General features: G+C 42.2%; 8 protein-coding genes. 3 read left to right on the top strand and 5 right to left on the bottom strand.

What is annotated here, in order from left to right:
- Window positions 1-177: 177 nt before the first annotated feature.
- The 5 genes from Q0954_RS16715 to Q0954_RS16735 all read right to left on the bottom strand — a co-directional run bounded on the left by Q0954_RS16715 (window position 178) and on the right by Q0954_RS16735 (window position 14,035).
- Window positions 178-5,379, bottom strand: coding sequence for a GEVED domain-containing protein (locus Q0954_RS16715; RefSeq protein ID WP_299458638.1), 5,202 nt, complete (start codon window positions 5,377-5,379; stop codon window positions 178-180).
- A gap of 344 nt (window positions 5,380-5,723) precedes the next feature.
- On the bottom strand, window positions 5,724-6,860 hold the full coding sequence (locus tag Q0954_RS16720) for a leucine-rich repeat domain-containing protein (RefSeq protein ID WP_299458639.1): 1,137 nt from the start codon (window positions 6,858-6,860) through the stop codon (window positions 5,724-5,726).
- Window positions 6,861-6,927: 67 nt separating this feature from the next.
- Window positions 6,928-7,911: an ornithine cyclodeaminase family protein gene (locus Q0954_RS16725; RefSeq protein WP_299458640.1), complete on the bottom strand. Its 984-nt coding sequence runs from the start codon at window positions 7,909-7,911 to the stop codon at window positions 6,928-6,930.
- 213 nt (window positions 7,912-8,124) lie between these two features.
- Window positions 8,125-9,168, bottom strand: a complete 1,044-nt coding sequence (locus tag Q0954_RS16730; protein ID WP_299458641.1) for a proline racemase family protein — start codon at window positions 9,166-9,168, stop codon at window positions 8,125-8,127.
- A gap of 580 nt (window positions 9,169-9,748) precedes the next feature.
- Window positions 9,749-14,035 (bottom strand): WG repeat-containing protein, encoded by a 4,287-nt coding sequence (locus tag Q0954_RS16735; protein ID WP_299458642.1) that lies wholly within the window; start codon window positions 14,033-14,035, stop codon window positions 9,749-9,751.
- 1,276 nt (window positions 14,036-15,311) lie between these two features.
- Between Q0954_RS16735 and Q0954_RS16740 the strand changes: the two genes are divergently transcribed.
- From Q0954_RS16740 to Q0954_RS16750, 3 genes are all read left to right on the top strand, one after another.
- A complete protein-coding gene (locus Q0954_RS16740; protein WP_299458643.1) occupies window positions 15,312-18,320 on the top strand; it encodes a PAS domain-containing protein in 3,009 nt (1,002 codons plus the stop codon).
- Window positions 18,321-18,421: 101 nt separating this feature from the next.
- Entirely contained in the window at window positions 18,422-18,949 is a 528-nt protein-coding gene (locus Q0954_RS16745) for a hypothetical protein (RefSeq protein ID WP_299458644.1), read from the top strand.
- Window positions 18,950-19,018: 69 nt separating this feature from the next.
- Window positions 19,019-19,867: an ADP-ribosylglycohydrolase family protein gene (locus Q0954_RS16750; protein WP_299458645.1), complete on the top strand. Its 849-nt coding sequence runs from the start codon at window positions 19,019-19,021 to the stop codon at window positions 19,865-19,867.
- Window positions 19,868-20,049 lie beyond the last annotated feature (182 nt).

Below are 20,049 nucleotides of genomic sequence, written 5' to 3' on the forward strand. Positions count from 1 at the left end.
TAAGTGCGGGAGTTTTTTTTTATAACGTTTGCCCAACCTCGGCGATTAGCCAATTTGAGCATCTACTTGGGTAACCTTGTACTTATAATCGAAAAAAGTCACCTCAAACTAGAGGTGACTTTTGATTTAAATCAGATATCAATCAGTGGACTTCATCTATCTATTTATCAAAAATCATCACTTCACAACCAGTTGCTGCGTGTATGTCCGTTGTTTTGTGATAATTTGTAGCATATATATTCCCTTGGTCAGGTTATTTAAACGCAAATTAGCCTTGGCTTGATGCATAGTAAAGCTTTGCTTCAAATGACCACTTAAATCTAACACTTTTACCTTTACGACATCATCCAAAGGTAAACGCTCAGGCAATACCACTTCAAAACGTCCATCCGTTGTTGGGTTAGGATATACCTTTACTTGCTTTTTCTGATAGCTTGCCTGAGTCGTTCGCGCCATTTGAGTGCTTACATTGAGGCTATAATCTTCTACTTCTCCTGTCCAACCATCTCCACAGGCAGTACTTAACGAGCTACCGTAAGAAAGGCGAATGCGCATACAGGTGGTGCCTACAGTCGCATTATTGGGGGCAGTCAAGCTCACTGTATAAGGACCAACTCCATTTACTACTGTACTCTCGTTGGCATCGTCAAAATCACCGTCTTGGTTCCAGTCTACCCATATACTTAGTTTGCTGTCTGTCCAACTAACACTTGGAGTTACTGTAATATCCTGACTTGAGCCAGGTCTGATGTTGTTTACCTGATCCAGGTAATTGGCATATCCACTAGAAACAGACGCATTATCTATGTCGCCCATTTGCACCCGTGTAATGTGCTCTGTGTTGGTTTGCTGTGCACTTGCCTTGCAATAATCAGGGAAAGGATTAACCCCATCACTTATAATATGCACCGTATAGTCTTCTACCTCACCATGGGCAAAGCTTCCACAGGCAGCACTGGCAGCGCCATTGTACTTTAGGGCTATACGCATACGGGTCTTTTTAACTATTCCAGCAGGTACTTCAATATTGCCAGTAACGGTAGTTTTAGTAGCTCCAGAAACATACACAAGTTCTCCGGCATCGTCAAAATCACAATCTCCGTTAAAATCAATCCATACCTTGAAGTATTCGTCATAAGCAACACCCGAATAGCCTGGTGTAAGCGCTATGGTTTGGGTAACGCCCGAATAGAGCACAATCGTTTTATCGGTAAAGTCGGTATAGTTAGCCGCACCAGAAGTATTGTCAAAATCCCCCAATTTTACCCTGGCAATGTGTTCATAGTTAGAATTGTTACTTGTAGCTGCGCAATAAGTACAAGTAGTGTCACCAGTTACCGTAATCATTGCAGCTATAGTTTGAGTATGATCACCTGTGGCATTGCTTACTGTCAGACTCACTTCATATACTCCTGGAGTATTGTAAGTAATCACGGGGTTTTGCAATGTGCTACTGGTAGATGAACCTCCCGCAAATGTCCAGTTCCAGGCAGTAGGGTTACCCGTAGAGGCATCCGAAAAACTGATGCTTTCACCTGCAGCAATGGTTGTTTTATTTGCCGTAAACTGAGCCTTGAGTGTAGGCGCTACATATACTGTATAGTCTTCGGTTTCGCCTATGCCATCCGCTCCACATGGTGCCGCATGGTCGGCATAGGCTAGTCTTACCCTCATACGGGTGCCGCCTTCTTTGGCATTGGTAGGTACAGCAACTAATGTATTATAAGGAGCACCTGTTCCGCTTACATCTAACACTCGCTCGTTGGCATCATTAAAATCTCCATCCTGATTCCAATCTATCCACACCCTTACTCTATTGAGGTCCCAGTCTTTGGTGGCACCTATCGACAATGCATATTGATTGTTACGTAACAAGGTAGTGCTTTGCGCAGTGTAGTCTTCGTAGCCGTTGGTGCCATAGCCTGAGTTGTTATTAATGGTATTGAATTGTACGTTGTTGATATGCACATCATCGCGGTTGTGAGAAGCAGTACAATAGTCGCCATCGACTCCACCACCTTGGCGCACTGTCACATAAGCAATGGTCTGGTTGCGTCCGCTGGTATTGCTTACCGTCAAAATTACAGGATAAACCCCCGCATTAGTATAAGTTACAGTAGGGGTGTTTGCTGTACTGGTGGCAGGGTTACCATTAGGGAACTCCCACAAGATATCGGTAGGGTTGCCCAATGATGTATTTTTAAATTTGAGTGCTTCGCCTCGAATAGTATAATTTACCTCAGACGTAAACGATGCCACAGGCGCTTGTTCAACTATAGCTTTATCAATCACCACCACCGAGTAATCTTCGGTTTCACCAATAAAATTATCATTACCACAAGCTTGAGGATTTTCGCCTACCCGGTAATTAAGCCTTACCCGCATTCGGGTAGCAATATCGCGCACTGCGTTGGTGGGCACTTGTATCATTGCCTTTACCTGATTAAACCGCCCTTTTTGCATCATTACTTGTTCTCCGGCATCGTCAAAATCACCGTCCTGGTTCCAGTCTATCCAGACACCCACCCCTATGTTGTCTGAACGGGTATGACCCGGAGTAACGGTTAGCTGGAAACTCTGCCCTTGAGTAAGCTCAGTTAGTACCGAAGTATGATCGGCATACCCATTGGCAGGAAAGCCCTCAGTAGCGTGGTCGATGTTTGCCAGTTGCACCCGGTGAATAGAGGTGAAGTCATTTTGAGTAGCAGGAGTACAATAGTTTGCGTTGTTTTTGGCATATACCCTAATGTACTCATTGCGACTGGTGGTGTTGGTCGTACCGTTTTGGCTGTTAGCGGTCAAAGCCACATCGTATTTGCCAGCGTTGTTATACGATACCGTAGGGTTAGGCACATTACTTATGCCAGGTGCTCCTCCAACCAGGCTCCAGGTCCAGTTATTTATCTGCCCTTTCGATTGATCAACAAGCTGTAGCTCTGTGCCGACTAATATTGCCCTGGTGGTTGCCTTGAAGTTGGCAGCAGCATCTTTGCTTATGTTAGGATTGCGCAAAGGCCCTGTGACTACAAAATTAGCTTTAGGTATTCCTCCAGCAAAGCTTACATTGGTAATGTAGCCAACGGTGTAGTCGAAGTTATTAAATTTGCTATTGTTGCGTAGGTTCTTCAATAACTCATTCAGGGCTTCACCTGTGCTTTGGGCAGCAGTGGTGTTGTTGTTGGCAGTACCATTACCAGTAATGCTTCCGGTAATTTTAAATCTTTTATTGATTAGGCTTGCCTCCAGGCTTGCTGTTACATCCTGGATTCCAGTTATCCGGCTAAACTCAGCCTTTACTTCGGCTGGCTTGCCCAATATCAACTGAAGGTCGTTCAACCATCTGGTGCTGGGTTCTTTGCCATTGACAGCCTTGGTATTTACTTGCCCCAAAAAGGTTTGATATTGGCTTTCGCCTGATGACTTAAGTGAGTTTACCAGGTTGTCGAACCCTGCCACGTCATTGCTTCGGGTCAGCTCAAAAAAGGTTTTCAATTTACTAAAATCATTGGTATACCAATAGTACCAAGCCATGTTGCCATAATGATAATGGTGAAAGTTGCCACTGGTATAGCTAGTGTTAAACAAGTCGGTAAGGCTCGGCCAGTCACCACCCAAACCACGCACTACATTTGCGTTAGATGCAAGCAACTTTATACCATCAGTAGCAGTAGACCCAGAAAAAAACTCAGCCATTCCTTCTTCATACCACACCAGGCGGTTGTTATCATAAATTTCGTTTTCGCCCCAATAGCCTGGTACCAGATAACGCCCTTGCAAATAATGACAATATTCGTGACGAAAAAGCGATTCCAGCGAAAGCGAACTTTCTACACCTACGGTACGGTCCCAGGTATAAAAAGTAGCCCGACGCTCTATGTATATGCCCCCATTATTTGTATCAATGCCATACAAATAAGAGGCATAGTCTTCGTACTGGCTCTTAGAGCCAAACACTACCATGTTCAATGTTTCGTTTACATCACCTTCCACAGGTTGATCGGTTTGCAACATTTTAAAAAACTGTGCCTGTACCTCTTTGGCAGCGTGGTAAAGCTTCTGCACTTCTTTATGACTTAAGGGGGTTTTTACCAATAACTTGCCATCGTCCAGCGAGTACTCATTTGGAAAAAGGTGACGGTTCAGCTCTTCTTTAAGTGCTTCTTCGCCTTCACAAAGCCCATAAGTAGCACAATTGCCGTATTGGTTCAAGGCAAGCGTCGCTTTAAACCACTTGATATCTAGCCGGGGGTAAAGGTTGATAATGGCTGCAAGCTCGCCCTCTATCTGATTAATCACCCCAGGGATGTGTGCCATTCGGCTCAATTCCTGTACGGCATTTTTTACCATAAAACTAAGGTTGGGGTTGGCCAATAGTTCCGCGTCTTTACCAATACTGGCCAGCAAAGAAGTTAGTTCTGGGTCGTTGTCCAGGGCTGTCCAAAACTGGCTATCACCATCATCAGGTGCGCCACTGCCACGAAACATCACAAAGAAAAAACCATTGTATGCTCCAGCATAAGTTCTCAGTAGTTGATCATCGGAGATCTGTTTCCAGTTATCGTTGATGGTCAGGTTGCGCATGGTTTGTTTTACTACACTCAAAACAAATGGTTGGTGGCGAACTCCTGCATAATCACAATTAGTAAAGTATTCTTTCAATACCGTCAAAGCCTCATCGGTGAGGTCAAACAAATGATTGTTAGACGACAACGCACCTAATGCCTGGCTGTATAAAGCTTTAGAAGCAGCACTAAGGGTAACATAGTTGGGATTATAAAACTCTTGATAAGTGGCTGCATGCATATACACGAGCAAACCATATATGCCGCTGGCAAAGGTACCATCATAACTAGTTCCTAAATTGTATATTTCCTGAAAAACCGCTTGAACTTTATTATTGGAAAACAGGCTTGGCAAATGACCTCCAATTTCAAACAGTGGCATTCCCATACAATCATAATCGCTATTTGATTTCAAAAAGGCAACCAATTGGGTGGCACTCAAGCCAGCCAATTGGGTGGCGGTATATTGGCAGCCAGTTGCTGTTATTTCATGATTGTTGGCACCTGCTGGAGCTATGCTAGACAAGTGAAATGGGCGCTTATGGCTATTTGCCCGACTCATTTTTTGCAAATGTTGGCTGGCACGCATTTTTATTGCCTTTTTTTTCAGATTTTCCCGTACATGCTGTTTGTGGGCGTGCATCCTGGAACATTGATGATCATCAACTTTATAAGGTTGCTGGGGAGGGGGAAGTGTTTTGGGTTGTACCTTTAGTTGTGCGTGGCTCTGGCATAGAATACCTATCATTAACAATAAGAGCATTGTTAATTTTTTAGTGGCAGTTTTTATCCATTCTTTTCTTGAATTTTGCTTCATTAGCATTGTAAAAAGTTGTGCTCGTTGCCTACCAGTGTGGTGTTTTTTTGATTGATTTAAAGTTAGCATTGTCTTTATTTTAGTTGTGTAGTATGATTGGATGGTTACCTGTTGGGCTTACCAACTATAAACAAAGTAATACAGGTAAAAATATTTTCATAAGACAGGGTTAAGTTAGTACAAATCTATGCTATGATAGTATAAATCAAAGGTGAAATAACCCTTGATTTATCTAACAAACTATTATTTTAAAAAAAGAAAATGTACCGATAAAAAAACAAGATGACAGGCTAAAAATGATCCAACATGTATTGAAAACATGGGAAAAATAGGGCTAAAAGAAACTATGCCTGAGCTGCTAGTTGTCGTAACTCTTCTGAATTCCCGAAACTTCTTGCTTCCAGCCAGGGAATCATTTCAGGGTCAATATATTCAAAAGGATTATTGTGTACATTGAGTTGGTGCAAGTGCTCCATTTGGGTCAACTCTATAGGGAGTGTTTTGAGTTGGTTGCCGCTGAGCGACAGGCTTCGCAGGTTTTTCATTCCGTTTATTTCGACGGGCAATACTTCCAGCTGATTGTCGTCTGCCACGAGTACTTCTAAAGAGGTTAATTTTCCTATGCTTTTAGGAAAGTTAGTCAGGTGGTTTACTTGCAAGTGAAGTTCTTTGAGTTGCCACAAGTCTCCTATAGTTTCTGGAAGGGCTTCCAGCTGATTGTACGCCAAAAACACCTCTGATAATTGAGCCAATTGACCGAATGTTTTGGGTAAAGCTTCGAGCTTGCTATTTTCAAAGTTGAGTTGCTGAAGTTGCTTCAACTTGCCTATTTCGTTGGGTAACTTTTTGATGAGGGTATCTGCCAACGACAAAGTGTTGAGTTGTGTAAGTTTGCCTATAGCAGGAGAGAGGTGTTGTATATCGTTGCCCCCCAAAAATAATTTTTCGAGATGAATAAGCTGCGTCACTTCTTGAGGAAAGGTGGTTAAGAGGTTATTGTCGAGATAGAGTACCTTAAGGGCGGTAAGCTGGGCAAAACGCTGTGGTAATGCCGATAAACGATTGCCCCATAGCCACAAATGTTGCAGGCGTTGCAAATGCCCTATACTTTCGGGCAACTTTCTCAAACGGTTTTTACTTAAATTTAAAGAGGTAAGGTGCCCCAACTGGTCTATGGTATGGGGTAAGGCCTGTAGTTGGTTGTTGCGTAGCTTAAGCTCCTGCAATCGGCTAAGCTGGAGTATTTCTTCGGGCAAAGTACTCCAGGTATGTTGCTCCATTTTTAGTTGGGTCAAGTGTTGAGTATAGGTTTGCTCAAAACCATACTGTACACAAAGCAAAGGGTATTTTTGCAAATAAGCCGCTAATTTGGGACTGTAGTGCCCACCTGCCCCCTGGCACAACTGAAAAGCAAGTGTAACATTTACTTCATTGTTGCTGTTGAGCAAAGCAATGATTTTGTTTTCGTCAGCGTTGGTCATTTTTACTGGTTGTTGGTTATTATTGGCTATTAGGTCACTATGTTACTGCTTACCAGCTACTTAGAAGTTAGAGTGTTAATAATGTACCTAAACTTAACTCATTGGCTTTTTGTAAAATATAATGTGCTGCAGTCAGGTCTTGAGTACCCACCCCCACCGATTTATAAAAAGTAATGTCTTGAGCGCTTTTGCGGATGGTTAAACCTGTAGCGAGTACTTCGCCCAACTCAGCGAGCACATCTTGCTCGTCAATCAAGCCCTCTTGCAAAGGTATTAAAATATCGCCCGCTTCCTTCATGCATGCTTCACGGTAATCTACTACTATTTTACTTTTTGCCACCAGTTTGCCCGGTATTTCGCGTAGGTGAGGCTTATAGGTGCCAATGGCACTTATGTGGGTGCCAGGTTGTATATAGTCAGCATCAAACAAGGGAGCAGAGGCACTGGTTGTTGTACAAACAATGCTTGCTTCGGCCAATGCAGCCAGGTCATCAGTGGCTTCCAGCAGGGCGCTACAGTGGGCTTGTTGGGCTTGCACAAATGCTTGGGCTTTTGCCAATGACCTGCCAAAAATATACACTTTATTGATGTCACGTACCAGGCACAAAGCTTCAAGGTGGGTAATGGCATTGGCACCTGTACCAAAAATTGCCAGGGTTTGGGCATCTGGGTTTGCCAATACATCGGTGGCAAGTGCCGAACCTGCTGCAGTGCGCATAGCGGTCAAATAAGTAGAATCCATGATGGCCTCTGCTTGTCCGTTTTGGGTGTTTATCAACAGCATTAAGCCTTGGATCAATGGAAGGTTTTGGGCAGGGTTTTCTCGAAACACGTTGGCTATTTTGAGCCCCATTTGCTGATAATCGGGTATGTATACAGGCATCATCAACACATCAGCATTGGCATCTTTGATTGTCATTTCGGTTCTGGGTGGGAGTTGTGCCCGTTGTTGATACAGCCAGGTAAAAGATTCGCGCATGGCTTTGATGGCATCTGCCATAGGCAAAGCTGTCTGTACATCGTGGCGGGATAATATTCTGATTTTTTGCATTGTATTCAGCTTGTCTTTTGTGTCGTTTAGCCTTATTTCAGTATTAGTTTTCAAGTAGCTAAAGTAGATATTAACTTCTTTGAGCACTACTTTAGTTAATTAACCCAAGTTGTAGTGTTTGAGGTGTAAAAGGTTGATTTTCAGTTGTTTATGTATTTCAGGTGCGAATATAACTGGCACTTGATGTTTGTCGTTTGTTCCTTGCAACTTCAATTAATTAAAAATAAACCCTTCTTTGTGTGCATCCTCTGGGTCTACCCAAAACTGGTGACTGCCCGTAAGGTATGCCGTACCTGATACTTCGGGAATAATGGCTTTGTAAGTGCCAAAAGTAGTTTCGCGGGCTATTTTTACCGAAAACTGTGAGTCTAAAATACTCTCGATATACATTTTTTCGCCTACAGCAAGCTCCTGGCGGGCATGATGAATAGCCGCCCTGCCACTTACCCCTGTACCCGTAGGACTACGGTCTACTTCGCCGTTGGCAAAAATGCACACATTACGACTGTCAGCACTTCCACCCAATGGTGGAGCAATAAAAATGGTTCCATACAAAAAACCAAGGTCTTGCTCAAAAGGATGTTCAATCTTACGACTTTTCATAATGGCGTGTTTTATCTCCATCCCTTTGTCTATCAATTCCTTGTATTCGTCTGGGGTACAATTGAGTCCCAGTTGGTCAGCTTGTACGTAAGCATAAAAAGCTCCGCCAAAAGCCAAGTCATACACTATGGTGCCCAGTCCGGGCACTTCTACTTCGGCATCTAACTCTAGCACAAACGAGGGCACATTTTGGAAGTGCACCTCTGTCACCTCATCGTTTTCTATAGTAGCAAAAGCAGTAATAAGTCCGGCGGGTGTGTCAATTTTTATAGTAGTTACAGGGGGCTGTTGAGGCAACATGCCGGTTTGTAACGCTACTTTGGTAAGGGCAATGATGGCGTGTCCGCACATGGTACTATAGCCTTCGTTGTGGATAAACAACACCCCAAAATCTGCTTCGGGCGATACAGGAGGGGTAAGTATACAACCATACATGTCGGCGTGTCCGCGTGGCTCAAATATAAGCGCAGTACGCAAGTGGTCTAAGTTTTCGCGGGCAAACCGCCTTTTCTCCAAAATAGTGTTGCCTAGTAGTTCAGGAAAACCATCTATAATAATACGTAAAGGTTCGCCACCAGTGTGGGCATCTATGGTACTTATCTGTTGCCAGTGGCTGGGTGGTTGCCAGGTTGTTTGAGGGGTAAATTGTTTCATAGTTTTTCGAAAAAATAAAGTTAGTAAAGCGGAAAAAATAAGATGTGCCAATAAAACAAAATATTTGTTGAGTGGGCGAGTCAAAAAACCTTTGCATAGCCAAAGCTATGGAACTGTTTTTTGAGGAAGTCCACTCGGCAAAGATACCGTTTTATGGCTCAGATTATTTTTGTAGGTTTACTTATCGCAATATCAGGGTAAATTACCTTATAAGCTGGTATATAATTAACCAAAGATATACAGTGGATGATTTATTTAGGGTAATTGGTGTAATTTTTTCGATACCAATCGAGCAGAGTAGGGGTTCATTCTACCCTACTTTATCCTGCGCACACCACCAGACATATGCCCGGTGGTTCGATCAACTTTCACCTTAGCAGTTAATATAGAGTGAGTGAAGGCTAAAGTCAAAACATAGATTAGTAAACTATTTGATAATAAACAACTTATATAATACTGTCTACAACTAGTGCATTTATTTAATCCCCAATGCACTAGCCAAAGGTACCATGCACCATAAAAAAACACCCAAACCAGCATTTGCCAGATTGGGTGTTTAGGGGGCATTGGTTATCGTTGATTATTCTTTGGCGGCTTCACCCATTACAGCAAACCCATTGGAGAATGGCTTAAGTTTGTCGTACTTAAAAGGAACAACTACTTTACCCTTGGCATTAACGGCTCCCCATTGGTTATTCTTTTGTAGGATAGATAGTTTTTGAGTAGAAGAATAGTAATCTTCATATTCAAACGGAATCACTACTTTACCTTTAGTGTTGATCCCTCCCCATTTGTCATTTTTTTTCATGAGGGCTACCCCATTTTTAAAAGAACTGCCTCCTTCGTATTGCATCGGAATCGTGAGCACACCTTTGGCGTTGATAAACCCATACCTACGCGCTTGCTTTACCAAAGCCAACCCTTCCGAAAACCGTCTGGGGTAGTAAGACTGCACTATAGGGATGATTTCTTCCCCTTTGGTGTTGATATAACCATAATATTTACCTTTGCGTACGGCAGCTTTCCCCTCGGAAAAAGAGTACGCAAAATCGTATTGAATAGGAATGACTAGCTTGCCCTTTTTATTGATAAACCCATATTTTTTGTTCTTTCGTACCTTGGCAAGCCCCTCGATAAAATCAGCTGCATAATCATAAGTAGCTGGAATCACCAACTTATTCTTTTTGTTAATAAACCCATATTTGCCGTCTTTCTTTATTCTGGCGAACCCTTCTTTAAAACTAGAAGCAAATTCGTGTTGGATAGGAATGACTAGCTTGCCTTTTTTGTCGATAAAACCGTATTTTTTATTTTGTAGTACTGCCGCAAGCCCCTCCGAAAAGTCAGTACCATATTGGTATTGAGGCTCTACCACTACTTTGCCTTGTTTGTCGAGGTAGCCATATTCGCCATGACGTTTGACTTTTAACCTTAAGAGTCCTTCCTTGTATAGCCCCAAGTAATAGTGCTTTGCCGGAATGACCACCTTGCCCTTCATATCAATCAACCCATAGCGTATATTGGGTCTTTTGACCCGCTTTTTTACAATTGGTTGATCTTCAATGGCTTTTTTTGTTCTTTGGGTAATCTTAAAGAAACCATTGTCCAGTCTCCGTATCTGCTTGTAGGCTTGAGTGGTGAGTGTTTTTCCTTTAGTATCTACCACATCATACCCCGAACTATAACTGCCCTTGCTCACTATAGCGGTTCCATTTTTAAAGTTTTCGGTGTAACGAAAAGCAGGAGAAATGACCATTTTGCCTTGGGTATTGATGGCGCCATACCTATTACTGCCAAGGTCTTTTACCCAGGCAAGTCCTTCTGAAAACTCAAATGCAGTAGGGTACTTAAAAGGCAAGATTGTTTTACCTGCTTTATTGATGTAGCCATACCTACCCTCTTTTTTTACTGCGGCAAGCCCTTGGCTATACTTGGTGGCGTAGTCGTATTGGAGAGGAATCACTATTTTGCCCGTTTTGTTGACGTAGCCATACTTTCCGTCTTTCTCTACCCTGCCGAGCCCTTCCGAAAAGCTCAGATTGAGGTCATACTGAGTGGGTACAATAATGCCTTTTTGGTTGGCATAGCCGTATTTTCTGTCTTTTTTAATTCTAATAATGCCTTCTTTGGCTGCTGCTATGTAGTCGTACTCGCAAGGTACTATGAGCTTGCCTTGGGTATTGACAGCTCCATATTTCTTGTCTTTTTTTACCCTTATAATGCCCTCTTTTGCTCCTATCACATAGTTATACTCGCAGGGCACTATGAGCTTACCTTTTTTGTCAATACAGCCATATTTTTTGTTTTCTACTACTTTGGCGTAGCCGTTTTCAAAGGTAGTAACATAACTATAATTAACGCTTAAAACATTTTTGCCGTTTTTGTCTATAAAATAGTATTTACCATCTTTCCTCACTCTGGCAAGTCCTTCCGAAAATTCGCTTACCGAAGTATAGCCTCCACGAATCACCCATTGTTCTTTGGTGTTGATATACCCCCACTCGCCATTTTTACGCACAGGTGCCAACCCTTCTTTGCCAAAGTCGCCTGCCCAGTCATATTCAAACGGGATCGCTACTTCGTTTTTTAGGTTAACAAAGCCATATTTTCCGCCGCTTTTTTTTCGGGCTGCTATCAGCCCTTTAGAAGGGGTACCCAAACGGTAGTATTTTGTTGGAACCAGTAGTTTGCCCTTGGGACTAAGCATGCCTTGTGTTGAAGTAGTCACATACCTTTTGGTGGAGGTAGTAGGGGTGGGTTTAGAGACTATACGGGTAATCTTAGAGACCTTTAGCAGGCCTTTTTCGCCGTGATAGTATAACCTGTCATACTTAAGACCCACTACTAACTTACCTTTTTTATCTATAGTGCCATATTTGCCCGTTTTTAGCTTTGCTCTTTTTACAATGGCTATCCCATTATTAAAGCGGTAACCTACGGCGTAGCCAAAGTCCACTACTACTTTGCCGTTTTTGTCAATGGCACCATACTTTCCCAAAAGTGTTTTCTTTACCCAAACCAACCCCTCATGAAACCTATTGCCATAGTTGTAATACCTGATCGGAATCACCAACTTACCTTTAGTATCAATGTAGCCTACTTTTCCGTCCTTTTTTACTGCGGCCAGCCCTTCCTTAAACTCATGGGCGTAGTCGTATTGAAACGAGGCTACAGTTCTGCCAGTAGCATCAATAAAGCCCCATTTGCCATCTTTGTTTACATTCACTAGTCCTTGGCTAAAATTGCCCGCCTTTTTGTATTGCAATGGTACTACTATTTTACCTTGGGTATTGGCAAAACCATACTTTTCATCTTTTTTGAGTTTCATCAATGAATTATCAGCCACATAGCCTATATAGTCATACTCCATAGGTAATAAAAGCTTGCCTTTTTTGTCAATCAAGCCATACTTGCCATTGTTTTTTACTCTTGCCACTCCTTTTTTAAAGCTATAGGAAAAACTGTAAACGGCAGGAATCACCAGTTTGCCTTGTTTGTTGATATAGCCATACTTGCCGTTGACTTTCACATCGGCAAGTCCTTCCGAAAATGGATAGGCACGATCATAGGTGGCGGGTATCGTGAGCTTGCCCTTCTTGTCTATATAGCCATACAAAGAGTTATTGGTACTTACTGCGGCAAGCCCGTCTGAGAATGAATAGGCTCTTTTGAATTTAAAAGGAATGACTGTTTCGTTTTTAAGGTTGATATACCCGTACAAGCCTTTTTTGTTTTTTTTGGCTATCATCAACCCTTCCGATACCCTGCCTAGCCTGGCATAATTGGTGGGTATGAGCGTTTGCCCCTTTTTATTGATCACCCCATATTGATAAGATGTGATTACTCGTGGTTTTTTCCTTACCTTACGAGTAGTAGCAACAGGCGTCTCAATGGTTGTCTCGTATTCTTCATTTATTTTTACAATACGAGCCATACCTTCGTGAAAGTGGAGGATGAGGTCATACTTAAAGTCAACAATTACTTTTCCCTTGCGGTCAATTACCCCGTATTTTTTGTTTTTGCTTACTATGGCGTATCCTTCTCTAAAAAGCTTCGCTTTTTTGTAGAGGGGTTCAATAATGGTTTTGCCGTTTTTGTCGATGGCACCATAATTGGCCTTATACGATTTTTTTACCCAAGCCAGTCCTTCGCTAAATGATTGTGCCCTGGCATAGTCGTTTTTGATAGTAAGGTTACCAGTCAGGTCTATGTAACCATATTTAAAATCTTTCTGGACTGCGGCAAGCCCCTCGGTAAATTTTTTGGCGCGGCGGTAGGTAGGCGGAATTACCTCGGTGCCGGTTTTGTCGATAAATCCGTATTTTTTATATCCTTTTTCTACCAAAGCCAGCCCTTGATTAAAATCGCTCACCGAACGATACAAGCGCCCTATAACAATGCGCCCCCCACGGTCTATAAATCCGCTTTTCCCGCTTTGGCTAATGGCTGAAAGTCCTTCTTTAAAAGGGCGGACATAAGTATACTGATAGTCAATTATTTTTCGCCCACGTTTGTCTATAAAACCCCAGCGGTAGTCCATGCGGGTGGCGGCAAGTCCTTCCGAAAATTTACCTGCTTTTTCGAATTGAAAATCTATTTTTATTTTCCCTTTTTTATCAATAAAACCATACTTGCCATCTTTTTTTACTGCGGCCAGTCCTTCGCTAAAATCCAGGGCTTTATCGAACTGGGGTTTGATCACTTCTCTCCCTTTCTTGTCAATAAATCCATATTTTTTGCCTACTTTGATCACCGCCCTGCCTTCGGAGAAGTTGCCGGCATAGGCATATTTCATTTTGACAATGACTTTCCCTTTTTTGTTGATAAACCCATATTCGCGGGCGGGAGGTTGTGCTTGAGCAGCCATAAGGTTGCCAAATAACAACAAGCTTGAAATAACTAAACTTTTTAATACGAAGTGTTTCATTTAACTGTAAACTTTAATAGAGTGAGCGGTTTATACTGATCGTGAAAACAGCTTAGAGCTTGTTTGCTGTCAGGATGCGTTAAACCGAGCTTTAGCGAGCTCTGTTTCACCTTTGAAAATTAGCATTTAAACTAATTTTGAGCCAATAGTTCTGGAATCCCGAACTTGATTCGCATTGGTCAGGGCTTAAAATTCCGCCTGTAAAAACCAGCTTCAAGTTGTGTTGAATCACAATTTTTATGGAATCGTTCAAAACTCTTTGCTCGTTTTTATGCCATTTTTTACGAATATTAGCCCCAGTGGGGCGAAACCTTGGTAGAAAAAATAAACGAAGCGGGACACAGCTCCGTAGGAGTTGCGCCTAAAAGAGTCATTTTTGATGATTTTGATGGTATTTTAAGTGTTCGTAAAATTAAGCTTTGACGCATGCGAACTTGATTCGGGGCAGCGCTATTGGGGATAACCGATGGCTACAGCTTTGCTGTGCCGAGCTCTGCGAAGCTAAATTTAACAAAATACTGACAGTCAAAGTCGCGCAAGAGTTCCAAAGGATGAAGTCCAAACAAGCTCTTAAGTAAAAAAATAAAAAATGAGTTGTTAAATATTTGATAATTAGGTATATAGCATAATAACTGATCTGGTCTTTTTAAATACTTGTGAAAACTACTCATTATTCTGAGACGAGATGAGTTCTCTTAGCAAAAAAAGTATTTTAGAGAATGATTATTCTTATGATCTTGTCTTACAATAGTCCATAGCATTTAGTCCGTAGTCCATAGCTGATTCGAGTAAATGTTTACCCTATGAATCATTATAAACCAATGGCGTATATTAAATTTGCGTACTTGCTTTATTTTTCAAAGGGTTTCAGGTTTACGTCTAAATTAAATAGTTTTTAAACTTATAACCATTTGATAACCGAGCTTTTGGCGAGTCCTTAGATACCGATGTATATCGGTGCTCACCGAAGGTAATCAATAATCAATTTTGACTAAAATCACTGCGGAGTATTGGTCTTAGGAATGGTGTGAAAATAAATTTCTCATAAGTATGTACCAAGACAAAATTAAATATACCTAATATGCAAGTATAACTATTATATTATGAGAGAGTTATCTTTACTTGTAGCTAATTGCTTGCTGCTACTTAGTTACCAGAAATGAATAAGACTATAAAACGCCTAAACGATTCCTTTATAAAATGAACTTGGTTTACAATGTTGGCATCTATTACTTCTAAAATTACTCAAAAACTGAACATAAAAAAAAACCTCTATGGCAATCAGGACGGTTTGCCGAAGGGTAAAGTTGCCAAAAAAGATGTGCAAGATGCTTTGCAGGAGGTCTATAAGCGTGGTGATAAAATGATGACCGTGTTCATCGGTTTGCACCTGGTAGTTGCATTGATCATAGCCCTTATCTTTCAGAATGTATGGGCAGAAACCCTCACTGCTGGGCTTACTGCAGTAGGGTTGTTTGGGTTAAGTGTCACCTTTCGCCCCCGTAAGTTTTTTACCAGGGTAATAGCAGGGATATGTTTGCAGATGTTTGCATTTTTATTGTTTTACCAGCTTCAGGTACAGGGGCAGAAAATAGACGAAGGGCGTTTTTTCTTTTTTATTGCCTTTACCATTATGATCGTGTACCAGGACTGGAGGGCAATTTGGCCAGGAGCTATTTTTTTGTTTGGGGTCATTACCCTTCCTATTGTACTGAGTTACGTGGAGCTTTTTACGGGAGCCAACGTAGGTAGTTTTCTCGACTTTGTAATGGAAACCGAGTTTGTAAAAGCTACCCGTGAATTGTTTTTTGCCACCGAAGGAAAGCAACAAGTGATTTTATATGATCGCCTCATCGCTTATTTTGGTATTTTGAGCATTCAGGTGGTTTTGTGCAGTAGCTGGGCGTATTTTATGCAGCTTCAAACCATCAAGGAGATGTTGTCGAAACGTAGCCTGATAGAACAGCAAAAACAAATAGCCCAAGCCAACGAGGAGCTTGAAAACAATGTAAAAAAGAAGACTGAAGATCTGCAGCGTGCGCTCGAAACCTCACAAACCACCGAGGAAGAGCTTCGGCAAAACATGGAAGAGTTACAAGCCACTCAAGACGAAATGAACGTACAGTCGCGCAAAATCAGAGACAGCCAGGAGGCGATGAAAAAGGTAGAGCAAGAGTTGCGACAACGCCAACAAGACATGGAACGCACCCAATGGCTGGAGTCCAACTTGTCTAAGTTTGACGACTTGATGCGCTTAAACTACGACAAAAGCCTGGAAGAATTCGCCGATGTAGTTTTGCTGAATCTTGCCGATTTACTGAATGGTTCTCAGGCAGCACTGTATGTGTATGACGAAGACAAAGACCGGATAGAAATAAAGGGTGGCTATGCCTGCACGCCTAAAACAGTAAAAAAATCAAGCTTTTATATAGGCGAAGGGGTGCTGGGGCAAATTGTAAAAACCAAGAAAACCCACTACCTCGAAGACTTACCCATTGATTCGGCAACGGTGGAGTCTGCCTTGTCAAAAATAAGCAATAAAAGCCTGATTGTGGTGCCATTGCTTTACAATGAAAAAATTCAGGGAGTGCTGGAGCTTGCCAGCCTAAATGCGATGAGCGAGTTGCACCGCCATTTTTTAGAGCGGTTGGGCAAAAATATTGCGTCTATGTTACAAAACATTCGTAGCATGTTGCGCACCCAAAAACTCTTGAAACAATCGCGTGAAATGACCGATGAGTTGCAACGCAATACCGCCCAAATAGAACAAACCCAATTGGAAATAGAGCGCAGGGCGGCCGAGTTTCAGGCGCAGTTTAATGCCATTAACCTCTCTATGTTGGTAGTAGAATATACCGAAGAAGGAGAGATCACTCAAGTAAATAAAAAGTTTCTTAAACTATCTAAATATACCAAAGACGAACTCGTTGGGCAACACCACAGCTCTTTGTTGCCGGTAAAAGTGGCAGAGTCTGAAGACTATAAACAGTTTTGGCGCAAGGTGCACGAAGAAGCTTACCACGAAACCGAGCACAAACTGGTGACTAAAGATGGGGCTACATTTTGGCTACGGGCAAACTATTATTGCCTTGCCACCGAACAAAAGAAAAAACCATCAACGAAGCCAATATATGCCTCTGGTACCAAACAACTCCCCACTACTTCACATCAATCGGAGGGAGCCCTGACTACTACTACCCACAGTGCCCCCCCTAGTGTTGCCCGTGATGTGAGCGGTGCGCACTCTATGGCTCAAACCATTATGATGATTGGCTGGGACATTAGCTTGCAAAAATTGCAAGAGCAGCAAATCAAACAAAACCTGGAAGAACTACAAACCCGCGAGTTGGAAAGTCAACAAAGCATTAAGCAGATGCAAAAACTGCAGGATGAACTGGAAACCAGGGCAAAAGAGTATCAAGGGCAGCTTCAGGCAATTAACCTGTCTATTGCCATGATTAATATGGATAGAGATGGGGTTATTTTGTCCATGAATGACAAGTTTGCCGAGATATTTAATTATGCTAAAAACGATTTGGTTGGACAACACCACGAGGTATTGGTAAGAGATGGTTATGCCAAAAGTAAACCTTACCGAAAACTATGGCAACAGTTGTATAAAAACGAGTTTGTAGAAGGGGAGTTCAAAGGAATGACCAGGGATGAAAAAGTAGTGTGGCTCAGGGGAAGTTATTACCCCATCACCGATGCCCGCAACAATTTGTCTAAGATTTTGGTATTGGCGTATGACATTACCAAAGAACGGGAGCAAGCTGCTCAGATTAAACAAAATATTGCCGACCTTGAAAAAGTACGCGAAGAACTTGAGGTTAAAACCAATGAGATGAGCGCCCAACTAGAGGTAGTAAACCTGATTGCAGGAGTAGTGGAGTTGGCGCCTACCGGCGAAATATTAAGCGTCAATGAATTGTTTCTTGAATTTGCCAAATACGATGGTGTAGAAGAGCTTGCCGGACAACACCACCAAGTGTTGGTGGATGCTGGTTTTGCCCAGACTAAGGCATACAAAAAGCTTTGGGAAACCTTGGGCAAAGGCGAACACATTGAGGGTATTTATGAGTATGTGGCAAAAGATCAATCAAAAATAAAACTTCAGGGCAGCTTTTTTCCTGTCAAAAATCAAGAAGGAAAAGTATTTAAGATTCTTCACCTCACGCTTGACATTACCACCGATAGCAAGCAAAGGATTGGGGCGGGTGAGTAGACTACGTTGATGGATGCCACGTAGCTTCTTTTTGGCACTGAAAAAAACAGCCATTATCACCCATTCAACGCTGTTTGTACCGAAAGAAAGTTAAAAAAACAATGAACATCGAAGACGAATTGATTAGAGAAAACTCCAAAGAAAATGCTTTGGCTATAGCCAGTTACATTGGGGCAGACACTCGCCGTTTTGCTCAATTGATGGCTCTGTTTTTACAAGGTGAATACCTGGTGGTGCAAAGGGCTGCCTGGGTACTGTCTAAATGTGCCGACCAACGCCCTGAGTTGCTTACCCCACACCTAAAGTCTATGATAGAAAACCTACAAGAAGAGGAGGTACCCGTAGCCGTGCAGCGTAATACCTTGCGGGTGCTCCAAAATGTAGAAGTGCCAGACACATTGCTAGGCACGCTTGCCGAGGTATGTTTTAAATATATGGAAGACCCTAAAGCAGCCATTGCGGTCAAGGTATTTGCTATGACCAACTTACACAACATCACTCAAAAAGAACCTGCACTGGCAAACGAACTCAAGTTGCTAATCAAGCACCAGCTTCCCTATGCTTCGGCAGGGTTTAAATCGCGGGCAAATAAAATACTGGTGGCTTTAGACAAGCAGGAATCGCATTGAAAAATAGGAATAATGATGGTAAATGCATATCTTAAGGCATTTGTAAACCACTCATTTAGCCCATGTTTTATGTTAGTAGAATTAGCTATAGGGGATGCCTACGGAGCACAGTTTGAATTTGCTGACCCTGAATTGGTAGAGCAGCACAATCATTTGCAGTATATAGCAGTAAGAGACGACGCCATATCTCCGGGAAGTTATACCGACGATACCCAGCAAACAATTGCCATTGCTGAGTTATTGGTAGAAGGAACAGAATGGACACCTGAAAATATTGCTGGCAAACTGGTAGAAGTGTATCACCGTGATCCTCGCAAGGGATACTCAAGGCGGGTAAAAATCGCGTTGAATGCTTCGGCTAACGGGGCAGAGTTTCTCAAAAATATTGACCCTGACAGCGATACCAGTGGGGCAGCCATGCGTGCTTGTCCTTTAGGGATTATCCATGACTTGCCCGAATTGGTAGAACGAGTAACTATTCAAGCAAAAGTTTCTCACAATACCCCATTGGGCATACAAGCTGCCCTGGCTACTGCATTGGCTACCCATTATTGTATTTATGAAATAGGCGATCTCAGTGATTTGGGTGAATTTATTGTAAGTCAGGTACCTGGCGATTGGAATGTGGCGTATGATGAGTTTGTAGGGCAAAAAGGCTGGATGAGTGTAAGGGCTGCCCTGACAGCGCTCAGCAAATACAATAATTTAGCCGATATGCTCAAGGCTTGTGTTGCTTTTACGGGCGATGTAGACACGGTAGCCACTATTGCCTTAGGAGCCGCGTCAAACACTGCTCAGGTAGAAAAAAACCTGCCTGATTGTCTTTATCAAAACCTGGAATCGAGCAGGTATGGGCTGGAGTACCTACAGGCATTGAACGAACGTTGGCTTGAGCTTAAAGTAGTACCTAACTTATAAATATGGGGGCAATCATACGCTCGCTTTTCAATAACGAAACAAGCTTCTACGGTTTTTGTATTACAGTGAGGCTAAAACTCGATTTTTTGTTCCATTTGAAGTATATTAAGTTGTAGAAATTAAAAAGGGCATAAAAAATTGAATTTCAATTAATTATACCCATAATTCATTGCAAAAGGTTA

It is taken from the genome of uncultured Microscilla sp. (genome assembly GCF_947493425.1).
GTDB lineage: Bacteria > Bacteroidota > Bacteroidia > Cytophagales > Microscillaceae > Microscilla.